Here is a 25,622-nt window from a genome sequence, read left to right on the forward strand (position 1 = left end):
GGGCTTTTTTTGTGAGCTAATTTTTGGAACAAATTTTGTTTTAGTAATATCAAATAAACGAAAAGTAAAATCGTTTTTATTAATTTTACAGTAGTAATAAGGTGTTACATAGGCTATTGCCATTTATGGCATAGCCATCAAAATCAAGATCGCCTATGCATTTGATAGGCAGTAAGTACATCAATGCCTACGGTAATCAGATGAATTTATACAGATGAAAAAGATTTGCATTGTACTGGTTTTAATTTTTGGTTTTACTATCAATTCCCAGGTTCAACAGCTGGAAAATGAAGGGGAGGTCCACTTGCCTGAAAATAACGAAAACACATCTGCCTTTAAAATAGGGGAATGGTTAAAGTTTAGGATACATTATGGATTTCTAAATGCCAGTTACGCTACGCTTCAAGTAAAATCCCATGAATTGGACGGTGTTCCTGTCTATCACGTAGTAGGGAATGGTAAAACAACCGGTTTTGCCAGTATATTTTTTAAGGTAGATGACACCTATGAAAGCTATTTTGATAAAAAGGATGGCAAGCCCTATAAATTTATAAGAAAGATAGATGAAGGTGGATATACCAAGGATATTGAGGTAAATTTTGACCACGAGAAGGATATTGCGGTATTAAACGATAAAAAAAAGGATAAAAAGTTTAATTTTACCATTCAAGAGGGTATTCAGGATTTGGTTTCGGCCTTTTATTTTCTCCGTAACAACTATAAAGTTGAAGAACTGGTTGAAGGGGAGTCCATAGAATTAAATCTTTTGTATGATGATGATGGGGTTTTTAAGTTTAAACTTAAATACTTGGGCAAGGAGGTTTTAAGGACCAAGTACGGGAAGGTGGAATGTTTAAAGTTCAGGCCTTATGTGCAATCCGGAAGGGTGTTCAAGGAACAGGAAAGTTTGTCCCTTTGGGTCTCCAACGACGATAATAGAATTCCCATTAGGATACAGGCAGAATTGAGTGTTGGCTCCATAAAGGCGGATTTGGACGGATATAACGGACTTAAACATCAATTTAAAATAATAATGGATTAAAATGAATAAAGAGCATATTGATTCCCAGATTTCCAAACTAGAAGAAAAATATAAGGATTCTGGACAGGACTTAAGCTCTTATTTGGACGGTCTTTTATATCAGCGCTATCTTACTTATTGGGATTACATCCATCTAGATACCCTTCTCAGTATCCAAGTGCCCAGGACCCATTTTCCTGACGAGGAAATCTTCATAATGTACCATCAGATTACTGAATTGTATTTTAAGCTTATCCTGCACGAGCAAAAGCAAATTGTGGACGATAAGACCCAGGATGTGGATTTCTTTATAGAGAAGGCAGAGAGGATCAATAGTTACTACAAAGTTTTGATATCTTCATTTAGTGTGATGATCAAGGGCATGCAGCGGGAACAATTTATGCAGTACAGAATGGCACTGCTTCCGGCCAGTGGATTCCAATCTGCCCAATATAGAATGATCGAGCTTTATGCGACCCCCATGGAGAACCTTGCACATTTTTCGGAAAGGGGTAAATTATCCTCAAAGAATTCAATTGAGGAATTGTACGAGCATATATATTGGAAAAAAGGGGCTACGGATGTGGTTACAGGGGAGAAAACATTAACCTTAAAGCAGTTCGAATATCGTTACACGCCCAGGTTGATACGTATCGCCAATGAGGTTCAGAACAGTACCATATACCATAAATACCAACAATTGCCTCAAAAAAGTAAGGATAATAAAACCTTGGTTGAAGCGTTAAAGGCATTGGACGTTAATGCCAACATAAATTGGCCCTTGATGCACATGGGGTCGGCATATCGCTATTTGACGAAAGACGATGCACAAATTGATGCTACTGGAGGAACAAATTGGAAGGAATATTTGCCTCCAAGTTTTCAGAAAGTTGTATTTTTTCCAGAATTGTATACAAAACAAGAGTTAAATAATTGGGGAAAACAATGGGTAGACCATATCTTTAACCCAGAAAAAGTTTAGAATAACCATGCAAAAATATTGGGGCCTATTTTTTAGTTTATTATTTATTGTTTCATGTAAGGAGGATAAGACGGTTACAGAGGAAATTGCAGAGGTGGTAACCATAGAAAAACCTGTTGTGGTAAAAGAGTTCGGATTTAATCTGGATGATTTTGAGGTCTTACGGGACACCGTCAAAAACGGGGACAGCTTTGGTGAGCTAATGTTGAGAAATAGTGTGGAATACCCAAAAATTGCGAGAGTATCGGAACACTTCCGGGATACTTTTGATGTTAGGAAAATAGTTGTTGGCAAGCCTTACCTTATTTTGAAGTCCAAGGACACCATTAATAATGCACAGGTTTTTATATATCAAAATGATCCCATTAACTATACGGTGGTCGATTTTAGGGACAGTGTCTTGGCCTATAAGAAAAAACAGAAGGTAAAATATGTGGAACGGGAAGCTTCCGGGATTATTGAATCCTCGTTGTCCGAAGCAATATTAAAACAGGGTATTGATTACAACGTCACCAATAGTCTTTCTGAAATTTACGCATGGACCATAGATTTCTTTAGACTTCAGAAGGGTGACAGGTTCAAGGTCATCTATAAGGAAAAGTATATAAACGATACTATATATGCTGGTGCAAGTGGTATAGAGGCGGCTTATTTTGAGCACAATGGTGAGCCATTTTACGCCTTTAATTTTGTGTCGGATTCCACAAAGAATATCAATGATTATTACGATGATCAGGCCAAAAACCTGAGACGTACATTTCTACAGTCGCCTGTTCAGTTCAGTAGAATATCTTCCAGGTATAATTTAAACAGAAGGATAGCCTACTATGGATATAAGGTAAGGCCCCATAAAGGAACGGATTATGCAGCTCCCATTGGGACCCCCATCCTAGCTACCGCCAATGGTACCGTTATAGAATCTACCAGAAGAGGCGGCAATGGTAAATATGTTAAGATTCAGCACAATGGCACCTATAGCACCCAGTATCTCCATATGAAGAACCAGAAGGTGAAGAAAGGGGATTTTGTGAAACAGGGCGATGTTATAGGTTGGATCGGAATGACCGGTAATACTGGAGGTCCGCACGTATGTTATCGTTTCTGGAAAAATGGGCGACAGGTAGATCCGTTAAGGGAAAAATTACCGGCTGCCGAACCCATAGCCGATAGCCTTAAAACAGCTTACTTGGATTTTGTTGGGCCTAAGAAAAGTCAATTGGATTGTATTGAATACATAGAATTACCGGAAGAAGATTTGCTAACACTCAACGAATAACATGGCTTTACAGAATACCGACCCGACCAAAACAGAGGCTTGGAATAAACTTTCACAACATTTTAAAGAGAATAAGAATATTTCCATAAAGGACTTATTTGCAAAGGATTCCGAGAGGGCTAAGAAACACAGCATTCGCTGGAATGATTTTTTTGTAGATTTCTCAAAGAATAGGATTACCCAAGAAACCCTTGAACTACTTCTACAATTGGCAAGTGAGGTTGGTTTGAAGGATGCTATCAAGAAACAGTTTGAAGGCGATATTATAAATAAAACGGAGGGAAGGGCTGTTCTTCATACGGCCTTGAGAGCTAAGAAATCGGATATCATCAAAGTAGACGGGGTAAATATCGTCCCAGAAGTTTACGAGGTTAAAAAGAAGATAAAATCCTTTACGGACTCCGTAATTTCCGGATCAAAAAAAGGGTTTACAGGCAAGGCCTTTACCGATGTGGTCAATATTGGTATTGGAGGTTCGGATCTCGGTCCTGCCATGGTAGTGGAAGCCTTAAAATTTTACGGCAACCATTTAAAAATGCATTTTGTAAGCAATGTGGATGGCGATCATGTTTATGAAACACTTAAGGGTTTAAATCCGGAAACAACATTGTTCGTGGTGGTATCCAAAACATTTACTACCCAAGAAACCCTTAGTAATGCTACTACCATAAAGAAATGGTTTCTAAAGCACGCTAAGCAAGCGGATGTGTCCAAGCACTTTGCCGCCGTCTCTACCAATGCCGAGAAAATTTCGGAATTTGGAATTGATGCAGATAATGTATTCCCTATGTGGGATTGGGTTGGAGGAAGATTTTCACTGTGGAGTGCCGTTGGGCTGTCCATTGGCTTGGCAGTAGGATACGATAATTTTGAGGCCATGCTAACTGGTGCCAATGAAATGGACCACCATTTTGCAACTGCTGATTTTGAGGGGAACATCCCGGTAATTCTAGCACTTATCAGTGTTTGGTATAATAATTTTTACGGTGCCGAGACAGAAGCCATTATACCCTATACCCAATACTTAAGTAGGTTTTCTGCCTATCTGCAGCAAGGGATCATGGAAAGTAATGGAAAAAGTGTGGACAGGAAAGGCAATAGGGTTTCCTATGAAACAGGAACCATAATCTGGGGAGAGCCCGGTACCAATTCCCAGCATGCCTTTTTTCAATTGATCCATCAAGGGACTAAATTGATCCCTACCGATTTTATTGGGTTTAAGGAATCCTTACATGGGGACAAGGACCATCACAATAAATTAATGGCCAATTTCTTTGCCCAGACCGAGGCTTTAATGAATGGAAAGTCTGCTGAAGAGGTTAAAAAGGAATTGGAGAATAAAAATATTTCAGAAAAAGAGATTGCCCAAATCATGCCATTTAAGGTTTTTGAAGGGAACAAACCTACCAACACCTTGTTTATAGACAAGCTGACTCCCAGGAGTTTGGGATCCCTTATAGCCATGTACGAACATAAAATATTTGTACAGGGCATAGTTTGGAATATTTACAGTTATGATCAATGGGGTGTGGAATTGGGCAAGCAGTTGGCTACTGCCATATTAAACGATATTGAAGGGCCTGCCATTGCGAATCATGATGCTTCTACGTTAAATCTATTAAATTTATTTAAGAAATAATTGGCAATTTTGCTAAATCCTAATAAACGACATTAACTTATTGTCTTTCAGGAGTTATTAAGGTTTTTAGTGTTAAATTTGCATATGCTAATTTAACATTATAGTAATGTATTGTTGTAAAAATATACTCACTTTTGCGGCGATTATTTGTAACTAATTAACTCTTAGAAAAATGAAAAAAATGTACTTCGTTATTGCCGCATTTTTGTTAACGGCAACAGGATTTTCTCAAGGAACTATTACTGGTTCCGTAGTAGATGGCGATTTTGGCGATCCCTTGCCGGGGGCGAATATTACGGTTCAGGGCACTACAAACGGGGTTGCCGCAGATTTTGATGGAAACTTTACCATCGAGGTATCCCAAAGTTCAGGAACTTTGGTAATTTCCTATATCGGATTTATAAGTAAGAAAGTAAATTTCACGGCAGCCGGCAATATTGCTGCTATAACCCTTCAACCGGACGCACAGGAGTTGGAAGGGGTGGTTATTGTAGGTTCCGGAATTATAGATTTGGCCGAGGACAGACAAACGCCCATAGCAGTGTCTACCATAAAAGCAAGGGAAATAAGGGAGAAAACAGGAAATTGGGATTTACCCGAATTGTTAAAGTCAACCCCTTCCGTACAGAACGTCAAGGGAGGTGCCTTTGGGGATGGTCAAATGTTCTTGAGGGGATTTGACCAGACCAATACGGCATTCCTGCTAAACGGACAGCCCATCAACGGAATGGAAGATGGGAAAATGTACTGGTCCAACTGGTCCGGGGTATTGGATATTGCCAATGCGGTTCAGGTACAGAGAGGATTGGGATCTTCCAAATTGGCCATTTCATCTGTTGGAGGTACCGTAAACATTGTGACCAAAACCTTGGACAAACGTGAAGGAGGCTTTTTTCAAACGATGCTTGGCAATGACAATTATATTAAGACTACCGGATATTACTCTACCGGTTTAATGGATAACGGCCTGTCCGTTGCTGCAATGTTGGGTCATTGGCAAGGAGATGGTTATGTGAATAATACCGGAGGTCAAGGTCAAACCTATTTCTTGTCCTTTGGGTATGTGCCCAATGAAAATAACATTTTCAACTTTATTCTTACTGGTGCTCCACAATGGCATGCTGCTGCTGGATCTGATGATCTTAGGACATTTTTGGACAATGGTAGAAAGTACAATTCCTGGAATACAGCAAACGTTAACAGCCCAAATACGTTAAATGGAGGCGCTTACCCTGGTGGTAGAAATATTTACCACAAACCGGTAGCCAACTTGAGCTGGGACTTGACTTTTAACGATACGGCCTCTTTGTCTACCGTATTGTACGGTTCAATAGGTAGGGGAAGTTTTGCACAGTTGATAACGAGCTCTGGTGAGGCCCTTTATGCCAGAGGTTCCAACAACAACCATAACTGGGGAGGTTTGGTAACCAACTTCAATAAGCAGATCAATGAAAACCTTAATTTCAATTTCGGGGCAGATGTTCGTTTGTACAACGGAATCCACTTTAGGGATGTACGTGAGTTTATTGGGGTTAATTCTGTTTCCAATACCAGTAATTACAACGGTGGAGCCTATGAACTTACCAATGCGTATGGTGGCATTAATCCTTGGAATATAACCTTTAACCCTAATGATGACCACTCCCAGAGATTTGGTTATGATTACGAGGAAAGAATAAACTACGCGGGGGTATTTGGCCAATTGGAATATTCCAAGGGTGCTTTTTCTACCTTCTTTCAAGGGTCGGCTTCTACACAATCACATATCAGGGAGGAATTTTTGAGTGCGGCCAATGAAGGGCAATCGGAAGAATCGGAAAAAGTAAACAACCCAGGTTTTAATGTTAAGGCAGGGGTGGCCTATAACCTATCCGAGCAAAACACAGTATTTGCAAATGCAGGTTACTACTCAAGGCAGCCCTATCACAGTGATTTGTATGTAGACGATAGAAATTCAAATGAATTGAATCCTTTGGCTACCGAAAATCAGAAGATTACAGGATTGGAAGGTGGATATAAGTTTATGGGCGATATTTTATCGGCCAACCTAAATGTGTACTACACTATTTGGGATAACCGTATACAATATAGCTCCGATGATACCAATGATGATAATATTGTAGACGAGTACACCCAAACGAGCCCATTAAAACAGGTACATTCCGGAGTGGAATTGGAGTTGTTTGTACGCCCAACGGACGGGTTGAATTTTCAGGGCTTCGTATCTATTGGTAATTGGGAATATGATGGTAATGTTACTACCACTACCTCTGATGACAATGGAAATATACTGTCTACAGGAGACCCAAGTTATATAGATGGTGTGAAAATAGGTCAGGCTGCACAGTTTACTGCCGGTATTAGTGGGGACTACGAAATATTACCCAGATTTAAAGTGGATGCCAACTGGAATCTATATGATAATTTATATGGTTCCACCCAATTTGGGGATTCCGAATTTTCAACGGCCAATAATAGGGGAGCTATTAAATTGCCTTCCTATGACACCATGGATGCCGGACTCTCTTACCGTATGTTGGTCGGGAAGGAGAACAATAGATCCCTACAATTCCGTTTAAACATTAATAATGTCTTTGACGAGGTTTACTTGGAAAGCTCTAGTGATAACACACATGTTGAGCCTGGAGATGACGTATGGAACGGTGTAAATACCGATAACCGGGTTAGGTTTGGTTATGGTAGGACCTGGAACATTAACATGCGGTATAACTTCTAAGTACTATTGGAAGTAAAAAATAATGACCCCGCTAAATTGCGGGGTTTTTTTATTCCCAAAAATCCTTACATTTATAAATTAAAATAAAAACTATGGAAGATTACGGATTAGCACATCAATGGATTCTCGCCTTACATTCTTATTTTGCCTATGTGGTATTGGCTGTATTGTTTTTAGCCGTGGCCAATGGTATTTTGGGGTGGACAGGAAAAAAGGATTTCACTCTGAAAAAGGATTTTAGAATTAGCCTATTTGCGCTTATTTTATCGCATTTACAGCTGTTGGTGGGGCTAGTACTCTATTTTGTGTCTTCCAACGGTCTAAACGCCATAAAAACAGTAGGTATGGGCGGGTTAAACTCGGCATCCCGTTTGTTGGCAGTGGAACATCCGTTTATCAATATAATCGCAATTGTCTTTATTACTGTGGGCTGGTCCAAACACAAGAAAGTATTGGAAGGTAAAAGGAAGTTTAAGACCATTACCATTTTTTACGGTTTGGGATTGATCCTTATCCTTAGCAGAATTCCATGGGCACAATGGCTCAATTAAGGAATTGTCTTTGGGGATGTCAAGGTTTATCTGTTTGCCACTATTATGATCTTAACAGATTTAATTAAAAAAAGTCATTAATCAAATTTATGTACCATATGAAAAATTTAGTTATTGTTGTTCTGGCGCTTATGGCCATACCCGGAATATCCCAGGAAATATCCTTGTTTAATGGCAAAGATCTGTCGGGTTGGACCATCTACGGCACCGAAAAATGGTATGTGGAAGATGGACTGCTTGTTTCGGAAAGTGGACCGGACAAACAATATGGTTATTTGGCCACGGATAAATATTATGATGATTTTGAACTTACCTTGGAGTTTAAACAGGAAGCCAATGGAAACAGTGGGGTGTTTGTTCGGTCTACTGTAGATGGCACCAAAGTTAGTGGCTGGCAAGTGGAGGTTGCACCTCCGGGCCATAATACGGGAGGTGTTTATGAATCCTATGGCAGGGGTTGGCTAATTAAGCCCGATCCCGAAAAGGATAAGGTACTCAAGGTAGGGGAGTGGAATACGATGAAAATTAAGCTGTCCGGCAATAAGTTGACCTCTTGGCTCAATGGCACGGAAATGGTTAGCATTACCGACGATAAAATTGGAGCCGGTAAAGGTGCCATTGCCCTTCAAATACACGACGGTGGCGGAATAAAGGTAAAGTGGAGAAATATCAATATTGTACTTCCGCAATAAGTATTTAGTCTATGGCCTTAATTAGGTGGATATATACCGGGAAATGGTCGCTGTAGCCCGCAGTATAGCTTCCACCTGCATAAGTGCGTAAGGGATATCCTTTATATTGGCCCTTTTTATCAATAAGGTAAGGCGGATTATATACTCCCGCCTTCCAGAAATGATATTGGCCTGGCAATTTGCGTGTAATATTGGCGGTGAAAAAGATTTGATCAAATAGGTTCCATTGATCCCTATAGGCCAAGGAGCCGATTCCTTTTTTATAAAGTTGTTCCATAGGATTATAAAGATCGCTATTCTCCAAATTGAATAGCTTTCCCCTGGTCTTCAATATTTTTTTTAAACTATCGTCTATTGGATCGTCATTAAAATCGCCCATACTGATGATTTTGACCTCTGGGCCCAACTTTGAAATGGAATCTATAATTCGCTTGTTGAGTCGGGCCGCCTCTAGTCTATAGGGTTTGCTCCTGGCTTCCCCTCCGCTTCTGGAAGGCCAGTGGTTTACGATGAAGTGCATCTCCTCTCCATCCAAAAGACCGCTTACAACCAGTTGATCCCTAGTGTAATCCCTATAATCTTCTTCATTACTGAGCAAAAGTCGACGACTGATAAATGAAGTGGGCAGGAAAGCAGTTTTTTTATATAAAAGGGCCACATCGATACCTCGCTCATCAGGGGAGTCAAAATGTACTATTCCATAGCCTTTATCTCTAAGGTGGGGATGGTTGGTCAGATCTTCAACTACCTGTCTATTTTCCAATTCGCACAGCCCAATAATATCTGGGGAGGATGGGGCATCGGGACTTCCTATTTCCGACAAGACTTTGGACAAATTGTGTATTTTTTGGTTATATCGCTCTAAGGTCCAGTTGTCTTTTCCAGTTGGTGTGCGGTCGTCATCATAAGTTAGGGAGTCGTTGAAGGTATCAAATAAGTTTTCCAAATTGTAAAAGGCCACGGTCCTTATTTGGTATGTTTTACTTTCCTGTGCCATGGTAATGTTCAGGATAAATAGGAGTATAAAAAATGTGAAGCCAATACCCATAGATTATATGATTGATTTAACTAATGCAGTATTTATATTAATTTTCCTGGAATAAATTAAGAATAATCTGTCAAATTTTATATATTAATGGTCGTTTTGTTAAAGTATTCCATCTTCATCAATGAGAATTGGTTTAGCAATATCCTATTTCATACTGCATAGCATCTGGAGTTATGCACAGGAAATCTACTATGTTAAGGGTTTTGTTAAGGATATAGCAACCCGTGATCCCATTGAATTTGCCAAAATTGAAATTTCGGGGTCTGTGTTTGTGGAATCTGATCCCGTGAATGGAAAATTTGTGCTTTCCCTAAAAAAACCTGGAGATTTTATTCTATCAATTTCCGCCCAAGATTATCTGTCTAAAAGAATCCCTATTTCCATAGGGGATGGAGATCTGGATTTGGGAATTATTTTTTTGGACCGGGATATTGTTCAGGATAAAACAGACAATTTAATTACTTTAACGGATTCCGATTTGTTGGAAGATGGGAGCATTTCAATGAGCGTGGGCATGCTACAGGCCACCAAGGATATTTTTTTAAATAGGGCGGCATTCGATTTTGGCCAGGCATTTTTTCGTGTAAGGGGCTATGGATCGGAAAATGGCATTATACTTCTAAATGGAATTCCAATGAACAAATTGATGGACGGACGCCCTCAATGGAATAACTGGGGAGGCCTTAACGATGTAACACGAAATCAGGAATTTACCCATGGGTTACAGGCATCGGATTACTCCTTTGGTGGTGTTTTGGGAGTTACCAATATTAGTACTAGGCCATCTTCTTTAAGGAAAGGATTGCGTTTTTCTACCTCGGCATCCAATAGAACTTATACAGGCCGATTTATGGCAACCTATACCTCGGATCTGCCACAGAAAGGTATAAGTTATAGTATCTCCGCATCCAGAAGGTGGGCCAAAGAGGGTTATATAGATGGAACCTTGTACGATGCCAATTCTTTTTTTGGTGCTTTTGAATTTAAATTGGATGACAGAAATAGTGTAAATCTAACGAGCATATGGGCCTCCAATCGCCGAGGAAGTTCTTCAGCGATCACCGAGGAAGTTTTTCAGTTGGCCGGGAACAAATACAACCCTTATTGGGGTACCCAAAATGGTGAAATTAGAAACTCGAGGGAAAGAAAAATTGTGGAGCCTATATTTATGTTCAACCACTATTTCAGTTCTAAAAGGTTCTATCTAAACACTGGAATTTCCTATCAATTTGGAACAATTTCCAAAGGAAGGATAGGATACTATAATGCCCCCAATCCGGATAAAACTTATTATAGATATTTGCCTAGTTATTATATCAATAGTCCTATAGGAGCCAATTTTATAGCTGCCAATATGGCCAAGGACGGATTCTTGAAAAATCCACAGTTAAATTGGGACCAACTATACGGGGCAAATTCCAGTTTGTCTGTACAAGGAAAAGCCGCCTATATTTCCTACGAGGATATCAATGAAAATCAACAATTTAATGTAACTACCATTGGTAATTACGCTCTAAACGACCACTTCAAAATTGATTTTGGAGGGCATTATTCCAATTTGGACTCGGACAACTATGCAGAAATCAGCGATTTGTTGGGAGCGGATTATCACGAGGATATAGACCCGTTTTCCAATACAAAAAATGATTTGGACGGAAATATCAACAAGACAACATCCAATCTATTCAACTATTATTACAATATTAAGGCTGAAGTCTATGATGCCTTTGTCCAAATCGGTATAAGATATCCGAAATGGGACGGGTTCTTGGCCGCAAATTATGTCTCTACCAATTATCAAAGGGACGGTAAGTTTAGGAACGAACGATTTGCGAATTCTTCCTTTGGTAAGGGCGTAAAAGTTGGGTTTTCCAATTTTGGAGCCAAAGCGGGTTTAACCTATAAATTTAATGGGAGGCATTGGGTTGCCTTAAATGGGGCTTTTTTGACCAAGCCACCGGTTTATCAAAATGTTTTTATTAACCCAAGGGAGAATAATCAGGTGGTAAATAATCTTCAAAGTGAAATAATAACATCCACAGACCTTAATTATTATCTTAGACTACCAAATGTAACCGGACGCTTGTCTGGCTATTATACGCGATTTCAGAATACTACCGATATCAATTTTTTCTTTGTGGATGCAGGGGTGGGCAGCGATTTTGTGCAGGAAGTACTTACGGATTTGGACAAGCTTCATTTGGGAACGGAATTAGGGTTGGAGTATCAACTTTCATCGGCTGTGAAAATATCCTTGGTGGCGGCCTTGGGCAAATTTTTGTATGCCAGTGATCCATATGTAACCATAAATTTTGATACGGCCGGAGCAGAGGAAGATATTTTAAGTCCAGAAGGCAATATAGAATTAGGGGCTGCAAAGTTGAAGGATTACAAATTGTCCCAAGGACCTCAAAAAGCATTTGCCTTGGGGATGGAATACAGAGACCCCAAATATTGGTGGGTAGGGGCTACTGCCAATTATTTAGGGAACAATTACCCCGGTATTTCTACTATAACAAGGACACAGAGCTTTTATTTGGATCCCGATACCGGGATGGCATTTCCCAATGCTACCGATGAAAATGTAGCACGCTTACTGTCCCAAAATAAATTGGACAACTTTTATTTACTGAATATTGTGGGGGGCAAATCATGGTTGAAAAAGGGTAAGTATATAAGCGTTTTTGCGAGTATTAACAATGTTTTTGATTCAGTTTTTAGAACGGGTGGATACGAACAAAGTAGGAACGGTAATTTTGGTCAGTTGCATCAGGACAATTTAAGTGGTAACCCCTCTTTTGCCCCGAAATATTGGTATGGCTATGGACGAACCTATTTTATAAATTTTGCTATTGGTTTTTAATATTCCCATTTGTAAACGGATTGGAGAGAAATAATGGAACAATGAATTTCAGGATCAACAATTTTGGATGCATTACCACGCTTCTGGGTCTATACCTTGTAATAGCCTGTGTTAATGACAATAATTTTGAAACTCCCAATGCCATTTGTGAATCGGATCTTTCGGCCAATTTTACCATAGGGGAGTTAAAAGCACTTTATGTTGATGAATTGATACAGATTCAGGAAGATTACGTTTTAGAGGGGTATGTAGTATCATCCGATATAGCGGGCAATTTTTTTGGCACCCTTCACATACAGGATAAACTTGCCAATCCTACCCAGGGTCTTCAATTGGAAATTGACCTCAGGGATTCACATTTGTTTTATGAAGTGGGAACAAAAATCTTTATAAGAGCTAAGGGGCTCTATTTGGGTAAGAGTAAGGGAGCAATTGTACTTGGCGGTGTTTTTAGTGCTTTCGGAAACCTCTCTGTGGGGCGTTTGCCTGCTGCGATAGTTCCGCAGCATTTATATAAGGCCTGTGATCCATTGGGAATACTCCAGCCCAAATCGGTTGGTATTAATGAGTTGGACGATTCCATGTTAAGCACCTTGGTTCAATTTAGCAATATGGAAATTTTACTGGACGAATTGGGACAAACCTTTGCCGAAAAAGAGAAAGAAACCATAAGGACTTTGACCAATTGTGAGGATTTGGAACTAGAACTGTTGAACAGTGGGTATTCCGATTTTCAGGCTAGTTTTTTGCCGGAAGGCAATGGATCCATAACCGGGGTATTGGTAAAGGACAATAAGACTTATCAGTTGGTAATAAGGGATACCACGGATATTGCTTTTACGAATATACGTTGTGAGGATTTGGTGGATGAATTTACCTCCACGAAAGTTTTTATTTCGGAGTTGGCGGATCCGGATAACAATGCAGGCGCTAGGTTTGTAGAGCTTTATAATTCAGATTCGGAACAGTTGAATTTAAAGGGATGGACTTTAAGAAGGTACACTAATGGCAATACTGAAGTTGGTTCTACCATTGACTTGTCCGGATATGTCATTGAGGGCAATACTACCTTTGTTATTTCCCCGAATGCTTTGGAGTTTGAAGCGGTATATGGCTTTCCGCCCAACCACAGCGTTTCCACCAATAGTCCTGCAGATTCCAACGGGGATGATAATTTGGAATTGGTAGATCCTTTTGGGACCGTTATAGATAGTTTTGGGGTCATTGGAGAGGATGGCTCCGGTACCAACCATGAATTTGAGGATGGCAGGGCCTTAAGGAATGAAAACGTCTCTGAAGCAAATCCACATTTTACGCCCAGTGAATGGACCATTTACAATGATTCCGGAGAAGGGGGTACCATTAATGAACCTCAAAATGCTCCGGACGATTTTGATCCTGGTATTCGGTAATTTTAAGCGTTGCTCCTATTGGTTATTAATTTAAGAAGATCTGCCGATTTGATGGGTTTTAAAATGTAATTGCTTACCAAACTATAATCTTTTGCCTTAATTACGTCTCGTGGATCTATGGAGGAACTGATGATATAAATGGTTACCTCCTTGGTACTGCTATTTGGCATTTTAATAAAATCGTCCAGAAACTCCCATCCATCCATAATGGGCATATTCAGGTCCAATAAAATAATGGAGGGAAGTGCTATGCACTCAGTAACCATATTGTTCAATCCATCTATAGCATCCTGTCCGTTTTGATAGACCAATATGGTATTACAGAAATCGATTTCCTTCATCGATTTTTTAATTCCATATATGGCAATGGGGTCGTCATCTATGATACAACTACTTTCAATTTTTTCCATGGTTCTTTAATTTTATGCAGCGACCAAGGTGATTTTAAAAAGTGTTCCCTGGTCAACAGCACTCTCCACTTCAATTTTTCCATTCATCGCCTCTATTTGGTTTTTGGTAATAAAAAGCCCTATGCCCTTGGAATCCTCATGATCGTGAAATGTTTTGTACATTCCAAAGAGCTTTTTGCCATGTCGCTCAAGATTGATTCCCAAGCCATTATCCCTGAAATTCAAAACGATGTTATTTTCTGTTTTGGTGGCCTGTATGGTAATCTTTGGAATTCTATTGGGACTACTGTATTTAATACTGTTGGTGAAAAGATTTAGAAGAACACTATCCAGATAGGCGTGTATACCTTTGACCTTAATGGATTGGTCTATGGAAATATGGCATTCTACATTTTTTTGTTGTAGGAGGGCACTAATATTTTTTTCTACGTTTTTAACTATTTTATTTAAATTAACATCCTGTAATTGGCTTTTGGCATCAGTAGTGATCTGAACAACTTCGTTTAGATGCATAACCGTTTCGTTTAAACTTTCGGATGCATGTATTATCATTGTTTCAATTTCCTTTTTTTCGCTTTCCCCCTGTTCCTCTTGTAAATAATTGGATAACATGGAAAGATTGGAAGAATGTGAGCGGAGATTGTGGGAAACAATATGGGCAAAATTTAATAAGCTATTATTCTGACTTTTAGTTAATTCCAAAAACTCCTCAGATTTCTTTTGGGCTTCTATTTTAGCGGTAATATCCAACACTTGGGAAATAAAATGCGAAATATTGCCTTCTATATCCTTAACGGCAGTAACAGTGAGCACAACATATACGATCTGTCCCTGTTTGTGGAAGTATCTTTTTTCCAACTGGTAACTATTGCTGTTCCCTTCCAATAGTGCTTGTAATTGGCTTAAATCCTTATTAAGATCTTCAGGATGTGTAATATCTTGAAAGGAAAGCTGTAATAGTTCTTTTCTTGAATACCCTAGGCTAAGACAAAGGTTGTCATTTACGTCCAACCACGAGCCATCGGTTGCAACCAACGCCATACCAACAGCCGAAGATTTAAAGGATCCCTTAAAGGATTCTTCGTTCTTATTTAATTTTAATTGGGTGTTCACTAATTTTGTGATGTCCCAATTGGTCCCGACCATTTTAATTATTTTTCCCTCATTGTCCTTAAAAATTCCGGCATTGGCCTTAATGTGTTTTATAGTGCCGTCTGGATGAATAATTCGAAACTCGGTCTTAAAATCTTGAATTCCGGCCAATGCCATGTCAAATTCCTTTAGGCATCGCTCTAGGTCATCCGGATGTACGGTAGCTTTCCAAGATTCGAAAGTGCCTTTAAAGTCTTTAGGTTTTACTCCAAATAAAGGAAACATTTCGTCGTTCCACTCAAGCTCATCTTCCAGTACATTGTATTCCCAAATTCCTATATTGGCTACTTCCGTAGCCAAATCGAGCCTTTCCTTAATTTGGGCATTTTTGATTTCGGCCTTTTTCTTTTTGTCTATATCTTGAAATATTCCGTATAGCCTAACACATTTTCCATTGACCAACTCGGGCATTCCCTTGGCCCGTACCCACTTCTCTTTGCCTTTGGCCGTAACGATCTGTAATTCGGTATCCCATTCTTCTCCTTTGGTTATGGCCTTTTGGATCAATTTGACAATTTTTTCCTTATGTTCCCCTTCCTTATAGAAATTTATTCCTGTCTCCAGACGAGGAACATAATCCATAGGCACTTCATGTATCTCCTTTGTAATTCTGGACCAATGAATGGTGTTGGTTATTATATCCATATCCCAGCCTCCCATTTTAGCTACATTTTCAGCCGCAATCAAAAGATCTTTAGCGCGCTTCACTTTGGTAATGTTGGTGCTGGTTATTATAAGGCCACCTATGGTGCCGTCCATATCTTTCCAAGGTTTAATGCTCCATTGATACCAATGGTTGCTGCCATCTGGCATAATATGTTTTTGTTCTTCAACAATACTATCCTCAATGGAAAAACTATTTTCGAGGACTTTTCGAAATGCCGGAGGAGTATTGGGAACTATCTCAAAAAAGGATTTTCCAAAGATTTCTTTATCCTGGCTTACAAATTCTTGTTGCCAAGAGTTGGAACAATTTATAAAACAAAGATTGGTATCCAAGGTTGCAATGGCAATAGGGGCTTCTTCTATTGTTATCGTTCGTGTTAAGGTATCCAAAATCATACAGGGTTTTAGGGGAATTAGACAAGTAATTATATAAACGTAGGAATATGGCTATAAATTGTGAAGGGCAATTAAATTACCAAAAGATGTTGGATTTTAGACATTTTAAAGGGTAATTATTCCATGAAACACCATTTTAAACGAGGCGGCACTTTCATTAAGGACATATTTGATTTTTAGAATGAATGACCTTGAACCATTATGGAGATACAACTATAGGTTAGGGAATTTTTTAGCGCATGACCCGTATTTTTTTGGGTCAATGGGAATAAATTTTTTAATCTATATATTCGGTTTACTAAAGTGAATGTTTTTTTATACATTTAACTAATGGCATATAATTATGAACGAGTTTTTCTTTAACGAAATTAGGAATGGGAACTTTGATGAGGTAAGGGCCATGTTGAAGAAAAACCCCCTGTTGTTGGACAGCAAGGACCAACGCGGATCTACTCCCCTTATTCTTTCTACCTATTACGACCAAGAGGAAATTACCGATCTTTTGTTGCAAAATGGAGCCAAAATTGACGCCAAAGATGCCACTGGCAATACAGCCCTAATGGGTGTCTGCTTTAAAGGGTATTCGGATGTGGCCAAAAAGTTGCTAGATAATGGGGCCAGTGTTAACGAACGAAATACTATGGGGGCAACCTGCCTTATTTATGCCGCAACATTCAATAGGGAAGAGATCGTGAAAATGCTTTTGGCCAAAGGCGCCGATACCTCGATCAAAGATATACGCGGCCTTTCGGCTTTGGATCATGCAAAAGAACAGGGTACGCCATCACTTATAGCACTGCTGGAAAATGCCTAAAATGAATTCATGGATTTGTGGGCAAGGTCATTCTTGTCAAAAGAATCAAGCATTTGTACAAACAGACCCTCTAGAATTATCCGTTAGTATATTTTGATTGGAGCAATAGCATATGGAAATGGAACTCAAAGTAGCAATTATACAATCCCCCCTAGCTTGGGAAAATCCGGAAAAGAACAGGGAACACTTTTCCAAGAAACTCAATGCCATAAGTGAAGAGGTAGACCTAGTGATTCTTCCCGAAATGTTTACCACGGGTTTTACCATGACTCCTTGGAATATTGCCAAGGAGGAAGGGGGTGAGACGGTTAAATGGATGCAAATGGAGGCCAAGAGAAAAAAGGTGGCCTTAACAGGCAGTATGGTCTATTTTGCAGAAGGGCATTATTATAACCGACTTTGGTTTGTGGAACCCGATGGAAAATCGAGTTTTTATGACAAGCGACATACCTTCACGTTGGCCGGTGAGGATAAGATATATAACAGAGGGGAAAAAAGGATCTTGATCAATTTTAAGGGTTTTAGGATCTGTCCGCTTATTTGTTATGATCTACGTTTTCCTGTTTGGGCCAGGAATACGGAGAACTATGATGTGTTAATTTATGTTGCCAATTGGCCTAGACCAAGAATTAATGCCTGGGATGCCCTTTTAAAGGCGCGTGCCATTGAAAATATGGCTTATGTAATAGGCGTAAATAGGACAGGAACGGATAATACCGGACATAATTATCCCGGCCATTCCACCGTAAACGATGTCTTTGGCCAACCAATAGTGTTTTCCAAAGAGGAACAGGTTCTATATGCCACCTTGTATAAAAAAAGTATTTCCGACGCTAGGGAAAAATTAAGGTTTTTGGAAGATCGGGACCATTTTAATCTGAAAGGGTAAAAGTTTGTTCCAATTCCCAATTGGCCCTTACTTCCAATACCTTAGGGTAGTAGGTTACTTTTTCCGGTTGAATTCTTTGAAGGTAATTTCCAGTATCCCATTTTTGATTACCGTTACTATCGAAAATGATCCGAATCAGGTATTTGGCCGGCTTAATATGGGTGAATTCAAAGACCTGCTGTTCATTGGCGAACAATTCCTTTACGGTAACCCCTTTTTCGTCTGTCAATTGCACGATCAATGGGTAGGTAACCGTACCATCCAAAGTAAGTCTTAAATTTCCAAAATCTGCATAACTTTTGGTAGTTAGCTTTATGGATATGGTATCATTTTCGGTATCAAAAAAGTCTACTATCGCCCCTGGCAGTAGATCCAAAGTATAACTCTCGTTGGGTTCTACTTCAAAATCAAAATCAATTTTATTGCCTATGGTATCCAATGAGGTGATGAAGTTTACCAGTGTTGAATCCTTGCGTTCCATCCGGATCTTTGAACTGTCCATACGCGATATGGGAGTATTGGTACCAATATAAAAGGGGTTTCCAAAATCTAGGGACCCTCTTTGGTTTGGCTGTACAATAAGGGTGTCCACGCCAACTTTCTTTGTTTTAACGGTAAAGGTATCTATTAGCCTTTCTTTCTCGTTGGCCACTGTAAAAACCAGTGAATCCGCATTAAAAGGGGTAAACCAGAAGTTTAGGGTATCCTTTTCCCGCTCTTTGGTAATCTTGGTCTTAACCGTATCGGGAATGTTGCTCAGGGTACTAATTGAAATCTCCTTGGCATTGCCCTGATACCCGAAAATAATCTTGTTTTTCGCGGCAAAATTGGGAACGGAAATACTATAGTCCGGTAGTTCCTTAAACATGGTCAATAAATAAACGGAATCCGTCGGCAGGGTAATGGTGTCCTTTATAAAAGCAATTTTATCTACCTTTTGGTTGAAGATATTGTTTTTGGCCTCATCTTTTAGCCCGAACATGGCATATTGTCCCTCCTTTAGATTTTTTAAATGAAAAATGGGGGTACTATCCAGCGTATTGGTTATGTAATTTGGCGGTTGCCGATAGATGGTGGAATCGGTATAGGTACTATCGATCTCATAAAGCATAATGCTAATAAAAGTGTCTGCATTTTTATTGAATGCATCCTTGACCACGCCGGAGACCTTTAGGGAATCTATATAGTCTCCAGTAGAAAACACATAGGTAAAATAGCTAAAGGGGTTGCCCTCGTTATTGTCTATGATACTTTGGCCGAAATTAAAAGTATAGGTAGTATTTTCTTTTAGCGTATCCTTTAGGATTATCTCTACATATTTGTTGGCCGAACCCTGTGGGGATATTAAGGGAGTATACTTTAAAGGGGGGGAAACAATAAGTTGTTTTTCAATATCCTTAAGCTTTACGTATTCGTCAAAATACAATCGGATCTTATTGGTATTAAAGTTTATGGACATGTTTTCGGGCTCTGCCTTTACCAATTTCGGTGGTGTAACATCCTTATCGCCTCCACTGGGCGCACCTCTACGTGCGCACTGTACAAGGGCCGATACGGTTAAAAGGAGAAATAAAAACCCTAAAATGCGTTGGATCATAGCAGTTCTGAAAATGTTCAACAAAGAAACAACTAATTTGTAGAATTGTAAAATTAAGGTACTATGGCCATAGACGCAACATATAAATTGATTCCCTTTGCTGCGGACAAGGCCGTAGCACAGGCCTCCATGGTAGCCCCTGTAGTAATGACATCGTCCAATAAGAGCACATTTTTATTTTTTAATATTTCTTGTTCCGTTAAAACATAAAGGGCCTGTTTATGCTGCCACCTTAATATTCTGGATTTTTTGGTTTGGGTCTTTGTATTGGCGGTTTTAATAAGGACACCTTCTAGATAATGGGCACCAATGTGTTCCGCTATTGATTTGGCAAAAAGGGATACTTGGTTATAGCCTCTTTTTTTTAATTTTTTTCGGTGAAGGGGAACGGGCACCACGTAATCAATGTTGTTAAGAAAATTGTTTTCCTTCAAGATATGGCCATACCAATTCCCTAAAAATGCACCTATTTGCTCCTGGTTTTTGTATTTTAGGTAGTGAATTATACTTTTTACTATTCCCTTTTCAGTAAAAAATAGAAAAGAACTTGCCTTTATAATGTTAATTCTTCCAAAAAATATACGGTCAACAGGGTTTAGAGCGTTAAAAGTATACTCGGTGAGTGGTAATTGATTTCGACAAACGGTACATATATGTTCTTCTCCTCTATATAATAGGGCATTACATCCAAAACATAGCCTAGGTACAAGGACCGTGTTGATATCGTTTAGTATATTTGAAATCTTGGAATACACAAATCTTGATTACTATTAACCTACTTAATACGCATGCTTTTAGATGGATACTGAAGATAATAAATTTAATTATAAGATAATACTTGCCGCTCTGGCAGCTATTATACTAGGCATACTTATTGCCTTTTATTATAGTTACGCCCAATCCAAAAGTCGCATAAATTTTTTGGAGCAAGAGAAAGAATTGCTTGTTAAGGACCTTACATTGATGAAATCTGATGTAGATAGGCTTTCTGCACTTAATGAGGTAAATGAAATAGAATTACAGGATTCAAAATATAGGGTGCAACAGTTGTTGGATTCCGTGGGACGCTTGAATTTTACGGTCGAAAAATTAAAGGAATACAAAACCGAACTTAGAAAGCTCGAGGCCAAAAATGATAGCCTTAAACTTAAGAACAATTTCCTTAAGTATAACAATATGCTCCTTGGGGACAAATATGAGGAAACCAAGAAGATAATCGAGGAACTAAGGGGAAAGAGCAGTTCGTTGGCGGAGGCCGAAGCTTTGCTTAGAAGAAAGAACAGGGAACTTAGTCAGGAGCTCAAGACCAAAAGCTATCTAAAATTGGAAAATTCCGAGGGTAGTGGTTTTAGGTTTAGAAGCGGCAAACACATTAAAACCAATAAGGCGAATATCATATCCAAATTAAGGGGATGTGTTACCGTAATGGGAAATCCCAATTCCAAAAATGAGGAGCGTGTTATCTACCTGCAATTCCTAGGCCCAAATATGGGAGTTATAGAGGATAATGCCAGTACCATTTCTGTAAATGGCAATGTTTACAGCAAACGCGTAGAACTGGTCTTTATGGGACAGGAATTTAGTGTTTGTGATGCTATTTCGGTACCTGAAGGTTCTTTGGAGGAGGGAATCTATACCCTAAATGTTTTCGAGAATGAAAAATTATTGGCGACTTCAGAATTTCAATTGAAATAAATCTCTTCATTTTCCACTAATATTATATTTTTGCCAAATGGTGAAACAAGAAGACGATTTTAAAAAAGTAATTTCGCATGCAAAAGAGTATGGATATGTTTTCCAATCCAGCGAAATTTACGACGGACTAAGTGCGGTATACGACTATGCCCAAAATGGGGCCGAGTTAAAAAAGAATATCCGTGAATATTGGTGGAAGGCCATGGTTCAGATGAACGATAATATTGTTGGACTGGATTCCGCAATATTTATGCACCCAACCGTTTGGAAGGCATCCGGGCACGTAGATGCTTTTAACGATCCATTGATAGATAACAAAGATTCCAAAAAAAGATATCGTGCCGATGTTTTGGTAGAGGATTATACCGCTAAAATTGAAGCTAAAATAAACAAGGAAGTAGCCAAGGCAGAAAAACGTTTTGGAGAGGCTTTCGATAAAAAGCAATTTTTGGAAACCAATCCAAGAGTGGTGGGTTACCAAGAACAGATAACGACCATTTTGAAGCGATTGGGCAAATCCTTGGAGAACGAGGATTTGGTAGATGTAAAAAATTTAATTGAGGAACTTGAAATTGCCTGTCCTTTGTCCGGGTCAAGGAATTGGACAGACGTAAAGCAATTTAATCTAATGTTCGGTACCAAACTGGGAGCCTCTGCCGATAGCGCCATGGATCTCTATCTTAGGCCCGAAACTGCACAGGGTATTTTTGTAAACTTCCTGAACGTACAAAAAACCGGGAGAATGAAGATTCCTTTCGGGATAGCACAAGTGGGCAAGGCCTTTAGGAACGAAATCGTTGCAAGGCAGTTTATCTTTCGCCAAAGGGAGTTTGAACAAATGGAAATGCAATTTTTTATTCGTCCCGGATCCCAAAAGGAATGGTACGAGACCTGGAAGGAAAAAAGGATGGCCTGGCATTTGTCATTGGGTATGGGCGCTGAGAACTACAGATTTCACGATCACGAAAAATTGGCGCATTACGCAGATGCCGCTGCCGATATAGAATTTAAATTTCCTTTTGGATTTAAGGAATTGGAAGGGATACATTCCAGAACCGATTTCGATCTGGGTAGCCACGAAAAATACTCGGGTAAAAAATTACAATATTTTGATCCTGAACTGAATGAAAGTTATGTTCCCTACGTGGTTGAAACTTCCATAGGTTTGGATCGTATGTTCTTGGCCGTTTTTTCGAATTCCCTGGTAGAAGAGGAATTGGAGAACAACACTACTAGGACCGTACTTAAATTACCGGCTGTTTTGGCACCTATGAAGGCGGCAGTACTGCCCTTGGTAAAAAAGGATGGTTTACCGGAATTGGCCCAGGAAATCATAGATGACCTTAAATGGGATTTTAATGTGGTTTATGATGAAAAGGATGCCGTAGGCCGTCGTTATAGGAGACAGGATGCCAACGGTACGCCATTTTGCATTACCGTGGATCACCAGTCATTGGAAGATAAAACGGTTACCATACGTCATAGGGATACCATGGAACAACAACGCGTTGCCATTGCAGAGGTAAAGGCAATTATCCATAAGGAGGTAGACATGAAGAGCTGGTTGAAGCGCATGGTGTAATTTCAAAAAAATAGGATTTTAAAGGTCTAAAAGGTAGGTGTATTTGCAAGGGCGAATACAATTACTTTTTAGACCTTTTCTTTTACAAGCTATACCCCAACCTCAGGCTCCCATAATAATTCCTGCCGTTTCCGGGGTAGTAGTACCTAGGCTCGGCCCCACCGAATCCTGTGGTATTTATGAGTACGGATTGTGCATAGTTTTGGTCGAAGATATTATTGATGCCAAAGGCCAAATCCAGGGATAGCTTTTTCCCCAATTGGTTCTTATACCCTACCTTGGTATTGATTACATTAAAGGCATCACTGTAGAGCCCATTGGCGTCTGTCATGGGAATTTCACCTACATACTGATGGGTGGTATACCAATAAAACTTATTGTTCAGTTGGGCTTGTAATCCAGAGTTTAATCTGTGTTTGGGAACCCCTGTCAATGCATTTCCCGAATAATTGTTGTCGCCGTCCACAAAGGTCACAAAGCTGTGATCGTTAAAAGTATAACTAATGAAAGGGGCAACCCTAAGGTTGGAGGTAATGTCCAAATTATATTCCATATCCAACTCCAACCCTTGATGTTGGGTCTTGCCTGCATTTTTGCCAATATATTGATCCTCGCCAACTCTTTGGGCAACCAGTAGATTTTTGATGTCCATTTTGTATAAGGCAAGGTTTATGTGTAAACTCCTATCCAGTAGCAGTAACCTAGTGCCTATTTCATAGTTTACACCCGTTTCTTGGGCAATATCGGGATTGATAACCCCGTCCGGAGTGAGGGTTTCCTCTACCGTAGGATTGGAAAAACCTCTACTTATATTGGCATAGATTGAATTTGCCGCAGATAAATTATAGTTGAGGTTTAGGCTGGGCAGGACTATGGCGTCAAAATCCCTTTCTGCGCTCCTATTGTCGGCCCCTTGGTTAAATCTATCCCTAAAATCGTAATAAGTCTTGTTCACGCTTAACCCAAGTTGGGCGGAAAAGGCCTGCCCAAAGGGAATAAGTAGATTTCCAAAAGCATTGAACTGTCGCCTAAACTCCTTGTTTTCTGCAAATTGATCGCCCGCTAAACTACCCTGTCCATTATTATCTTCGTATAGATTTTCAAATTCGCTCCATTGGTATTCGTCCTTGTATAATTCTGCTCCAAAATTATAGTCAATTTTGGAGCTGTTGGTAGCCCATGTACCGGCGAACTTGGTCCGAAAACCATAGCCGTTGGTGTATTCCTCCAAAATTCCAAATGGTCTGGGTTCATAATGGTCCAGATAGGAATAAAAAATACTAGTGGTGTTGTTTATTTTGTTTGAAAAAGCGTGATTTAGGGCCAAGCCGGCCAGACTATATTTGTTGTCCTCGTATCCTTGGGCAGATTTCCATGTAAATGCAGCCTTGGTAGGGTTTTCCTTAAAATCGGTCGCACCCAAAGAACTGGGTATCTGGGCGTTGTAATCTACATGATTGAAGAGAAGTCCAATGTTGGTTTTGGGATTAATTTGGTAATTTACATCCAGGAGAACACCTTCGCGTTTAAACCTGTTGTTTTCCCTATAGCCATCGGTCTCCAAAAATCCGTAATGAAAGTTTAGTGCTAACTTATTTTCTTTAAGGCTAAATTGTAGATTGTTCTTAACCAAACTGTAGGAGCCTATTGTAAAGTTATTTCTGAAATAGGTAGACTCGTTGGTGGGCTGTTTGGAATTCAACAAAATTGCCCCGCCTAAATTAGCGCCATAATTAGTCGCCTTTGGTCCCTTGATGACTTCTACCGAACTTAGATTTTCCAAATCGAAAGACTCAATGGTAGAGAAACCCGAACCGTTCGTTATTGGGATATCGTTGTAGTAAAGGCGCAGTTTGTCCGTCCCGAACAATGTTCTTGCACCTACCCCCCTGATGGTGATCCTATTGGTGTTTAGTGCCCCGGACAATATATATACCCCGGATACTTGGTTGATTGCCGAAACCATATCTACGGGACTATAGTTCTGAAACACCTTGGTGCCAATTATTTTAGTGGATATAATACCGTTATCCGCGGCCGATTGTAGGGAATCCAATAGGATTACCTCGTCCAATTCAGTGATACTGTCTCTTTGGATGGGTTCCTGGGCATTGGATACCAATAGGGAAATAAGGGCAATTAGAAAATGAAAGGAGGATTTCATGTATTTAATTTAAGGCTCAAACTTAAGGATTAATAT

The 25,622-nt window shown here is 39.6% G+C and carries 19 protein-coding genes; 13 read left to right on the forward strand and 6 right to left on the reverse strand.

The genetic code is table 11. The features are described 5' to 3' along the window. Window positions 1-214 precede the first annotated feature (214 nt). The 7 genes from C7972_RS01520 to C7972_RS01550 all read left to right on the forward strand — a co-directional run bounded on the left by C7972_RS01520 (window position 215) and on the right by C7972_RS01550 (window position 8,898). Complete coding sequence (locus C7972_RS01520; RefSeq protein ID WP_110354434.1) at window positions 215-1,042, forward strand: DUF3108 domain-containing protein; 828 nt, start codon at window positions 215-217, stop codon at window positions 1,040-1,042. 1 nt (window position 1,043) lies between these two features. Next, window positions 1,044-2,003: a tryptophan 2,3-dioxygenase family protein gene (locus C7972_RS01525; RefSeq protein ID WP_110354435.1), complete on the forward strand. Its 960-nt coding sequence runs from the start codon at window positions 1,044-1,046 to the stop codon at window positions 2,001-2,003. 7 nt (window positions 2,004-2,010) lie between these two features. After that, on the forward strand, window positions 2,011-3,279 hold the full coding sequence (locus tag C7972_RS01530; protein WP_110354436.1) for a peptidoglycan DD-metalloendopeptidase family protein: 1,269 nt from the start codon (window positions 2,011-2,013) through the stop codon (window positions 3,277-3,279). A 1-nt stretch (window position 3,280) separates the two neighbouring features. Beyond that, window positions 3,281-4,918 carry a glucose-6-phosphate isomerase gene (gene pgi, locus C7972_RS01535; RefSeq protein ID WP_110354437.1) on the forward strand — a complete coding sequence of 546 codons (1,638 nt, stop codon included), beginning with the start codon at window positions 3,281-3,283 and terminating at the stop codon, window positions 4,916-4,918. A 172-nt stretch (window positions 4,919-5,090) separates the two neighbouring features. After that, a complete protein-coding gene (locus tag C7972_RS01540) occupies window positions 5,091-7,655 on the forward strand; it encodes a TonB-dependent receptor (protein WP_110354438.1) in 2,565 nt (854 codons plus the stop codon). Window positions 7,656-7,747: 92 nt separating this feature from the next. Next, entirely contained in the window at window positions 7,748-8,206 is a 459-nt protein-coding gene (locus C7972_RS01545; RefSeq protein WP_110354439.1) for a hypothetical protein, read from the forward strand. A gap of 98 nt (window positions 8,207-8,304) precedes the next feature. Then, entirely contained in the window at window positions 8,305-8,898 is a 594-nt protein-coding gene (locus C7972_RS01550; RefSeq protein ID WP_110354789.1) for a DUF1080 domain-containing protein, read from the forward strand. A gap of 4 nt (window positions 8,899-8,902) precedes the next feature. Here the strand turns inward: C7972_RS01550 and C7972_RS01555 are convergent, their stop codons facing one another. Beyond that, complete coding sequence (locus C7972_RS01555) at window positions 8,903-9,946, reverse strand: endonuclease/exonuclease/phosphatase family protein (RefSeq protein ID WP_110354440.1); 1,044 nt, start codon at window positions 9,944-9,946, stop codon at window positions 8,903-8,905. 121 nt (window positions 9,947-10,067) lie between these two features. On the opposite strand from C7972_RS01555, the gene C7972_RS01560 reads away from it, so the two are divergent. Then, window positions 10,068-12,809: a TonB-dependent receptor gene (locus C7972_RS01560; RefSeq protein ID WP_110354441.1), complete on the forward strand. Its 2,742-nt coding sequence runs from the start codon at window positions 10,068-10,070 to the stop codon at window positions 12,807-12,809. A 41-nt stretch (window positions 12,810-12,850) separates the two neighbouring features. Further along, entirely contained in the window at window positions 12,851-14,221 is a 1,371-nt protein-coding gene (locus tag C7972_RS01565; protein ID WP_110354442.1) for a DUF5689 domain-containing protein, read from the forward strand. A 2-nt stretch (window positions 14,222-14,223) separates the two neighbouring features. Here C7972_RS01565 and C7972_RS01570 read toward each other — a convergent pair whose 3' ends face one another. Continuing rightward, window positions 14,224-14,631 carry a response regulator gene (locus C7972_RS01570; protein WP_110354443.1) on the reverse strand — a complete coding sequence of 136 codons (408 nt, stop codon included), beginning with the start codon at window positions 14,629-14,631 and terminating at the stop codon, window positions 14,224-14,226. A gap of 12 nt (window positions 14,632-14,643) precedes the next feature. Beyond that, on the reverse strand, window positions 14,644-16,845 hold the full coding sequence (locus tag C7972_RS01575; RefSeq protein ID WP_110354444.1) for a PAS domain-containing protein: 2,202 nt from the start codon (window positions 16,843-16,845) through the stop codon (window positions 14,644-14,646). 343 nt (window positions 16,846-17,188) lie between these two features. On the opposite strand from C7972_RS01575, the gene C7972_RS01580 reads away from it, so the two are divergent. Both C7972_RS01580 and C7972_RS01585 read left to right on the forward strand, forming a co-directional pair. Beyond that, the gene (locus tag C7972_RS01580) at window positions 17,189-17,659 is read left to right on the forward strand and encodes an ankyrin repeat domain-containing protein (RefSeq protein WP_110354445.1); all 471 of its coding nucleotides are present in this window, start codon (window positions 17,189-17,191) and stop codon (window positions 17,657-17,659) included. A 118-nt stretch (window positions 17,660-17,777) separates the two neighbouring features. Next, window positions 17,778-18,548 (forward strand): amidohydrolase, encoded by a 771-nt coding sequence (locus tag C7972_RS01585; RefSeq protein ID WP_309148901.1) that lies wholly within the window; start codon window positions 17,778-17,780, stop codon window positions 18,546-18,548. Here C7972_RS01585 and C7972_RS01590 read toward each other — a convergent pair. Together C7972_RS01590 and C7972_RS01595 are read right to left on the reverse strand one after the other, a co-directional pair. Next, window positions 18,532-20,169, reverse strand: coding sequence for an Ig-like domain-containing protein (locus C7972_RS01590; RefSeq protein ID WP_309148902.1), 1,638 nt, complete (start codon window positions 20,167-20,169; stop codon window positions 18,532-18,534). The genes C7972_RS01585 and C7972_RS01590 overlap by 17 nt on opposite strands. Before the next feature lie 29 nt (window positions 20,170-20,198). Beyond that, on the reverse strand, window positions 20,199-20,900 hold the full coding sequence (locus C7972_RS01595) for a ComF family protein (RefSeq protein ID WP_110354448.1): 702 nt from the start codon (window positions 20,898-20,900) through the stop codon (window positions 20,199-20,201). Window positions 20,901-20,943: 43 nt separating this feature from the next. Between C7972_RS01595 and C7972_RS01600 the strand changes: the two genes are divergently transcribed. Then, the gene (locus C7972_RS01600; RefSeq protein ID WP_110354449.1) at window positions 20,944-21,840 is read left to right on the forward strand and encodes a hypothetical protein; all 897 of its coding nucleotides are present in this window, start codon (window positions 20,944-20,946) and stop codon (window positions 21,838-21,840) included. Window positions 21,841-21,877: 37 nt separating this feature from the next. Further along, a complete protein-coding gene (locus tag C7972_RS01605) occupies window positions 21,878-23,422 on the forward strand; it encodes a glycine--tRNA ligase (protein WP_110354450.1) in 1,545 nt (514 codons plus the stop codon). 82 nt (window positions 23,423-23,504) lie between these two features. Here the strand turns inward: C7972_RS01605 and C7972_RS01610 are convergent, their stop codons facing one another. Next, window positions 23,505-25,586, reverse strand: coding sequence for a TonB-dependent receptor domain-containing protein (locus C7972_RS01610; RefSeq protein ID WP_110354451.1), 2,082 nt, complete (start codon window positions 25,584-25,586; stop codon window positions 23,505-23,507). Window positions 25,587-25,622 lie beyond the last annotated feature (36 nt).

The sequence above is a fragment of the Arenibacter sp. ARW7G5Y1 genome (genome assembly GCF_003201775.1).
Lineage (GTDB): Bacteria > Bacteroidota > Bacteroidia > Flavobacteriales > Flavobacteriaceae > Arenibacter.

Bases quoted from the DNA above. Each gene is read 5' to 3' on its own strand.
- C7972_RS01520 (WP_110354434.1), top strand. From the start codon at position 215: ATGAAAAAGATTTGCATTGTACTGGTTTTAATTTTTGGTTTTACTATC.
- C7972_RS01525 (WP_110354435.1), top strand. From the start codon at position 1,044: ATGAATAAAGAGCATATTGATTCCCAGATTTCCAAACTAGAAGAAAAA.
- C7972_RS01530 (WP_110354436.1), top strand. From the start codon at position 2,011: ATGCAAAAATATTGGGGCCTATTTTTTAGTTTATTATTTATTGTTTCA.
- pgi (WP_110354437.1), top strand. From the start codon at position 3,281: ATGGCTTTACAGAATACCGACCCGACCAAAACAGAGGCTTGGAATAAA.
- C7972_RS01540 (WP_110354438.1), top strand. From the start codon at position 5,091: ATGAAAAAAATGTACTTCGTTATTGCCGCATTTTTGTTAACGGCAACA.
- C7972_RS01545 (WP_110354439.1), top strand. From the start codon at position 7,748: ATGGAAGATTACGGATTAGCACATCAATGGATTCTCGCCTTACATTCT.
- C7972_RS01550 (WP_110354789.1), top strand. From the start codon at position 8,305: ATGAAAAATTTAGTTATTGTTGTTCTGGCGCTTATGGCCATACCCGGA.
- C7972_RS01555 (WP_110354440.1), bottom strand. From the start codon at position 9,946: ATGGGTATTGGCTTCACATTTTTTATACTCCTATTTATCCTGAACATT.
- C7972_RS01560 (WP_110354441.1), top strand. From the start codon at position 10,068: ATGAGAATTGGTTTAGCAATATCCTATTTCATACTGCATAGCATCTGG.
- C7972_RS01565 (WP_110354442.1), top strand. From the start codon at position 12,851: ATGAATTTCAGGATCAACAATTTTGGATGCATTACCACGCTTCTGGGT.
- C7972_RS01570 (WP_110354443.1), bottom strand. From the start codon at position 14,631: ATGGAAAAAATTGAAAGTAGTTGTATCATAGATGACGACCCCATTGCC.
- C7972_RS01575 (WP_110354444.1), bottom strand. From the start codon at position 16,845: ATGATTTTGGATACCTTAACACGAACGATAACAATAGAAGAAGCCCCT.
- C7972_RS01580 (WP_110354445.1), top strand. From the start codon at position 17,189: ATGAACGAGTTTTTCTTTAACGAAATTAGGAATGGGAACTTTGATGAG.
- C7972_RS01585 (WP_309148901.1), top strand. From the start codon at position 17,778: ATGGAACTCAAAGTAGCAATTATACAATCCCCCCTAGCTTGGGAAAAT.
- C7972_RS01600 (WP_110354449.1), top strand. From the start codon at position 20,944: ATGGATACTGAAGATAATAAATTTAATTATAAGATAATACTTGCCGCT.
- C7972_RS01605 (WP_110354450.1), top strand. From the start codon at position 21,878: ATGGTGAAACAAGAAGACGATTTTAAAAAAGTAATTTCGCATGCAAAA.
- C7972_RS01610 (WP_110354451.1), bottom strand. From the start codon at position 25,586: ATGAAATCCTCCTTTCATTTTCTAATTGCCCTTATTTCCCTATTGGTA.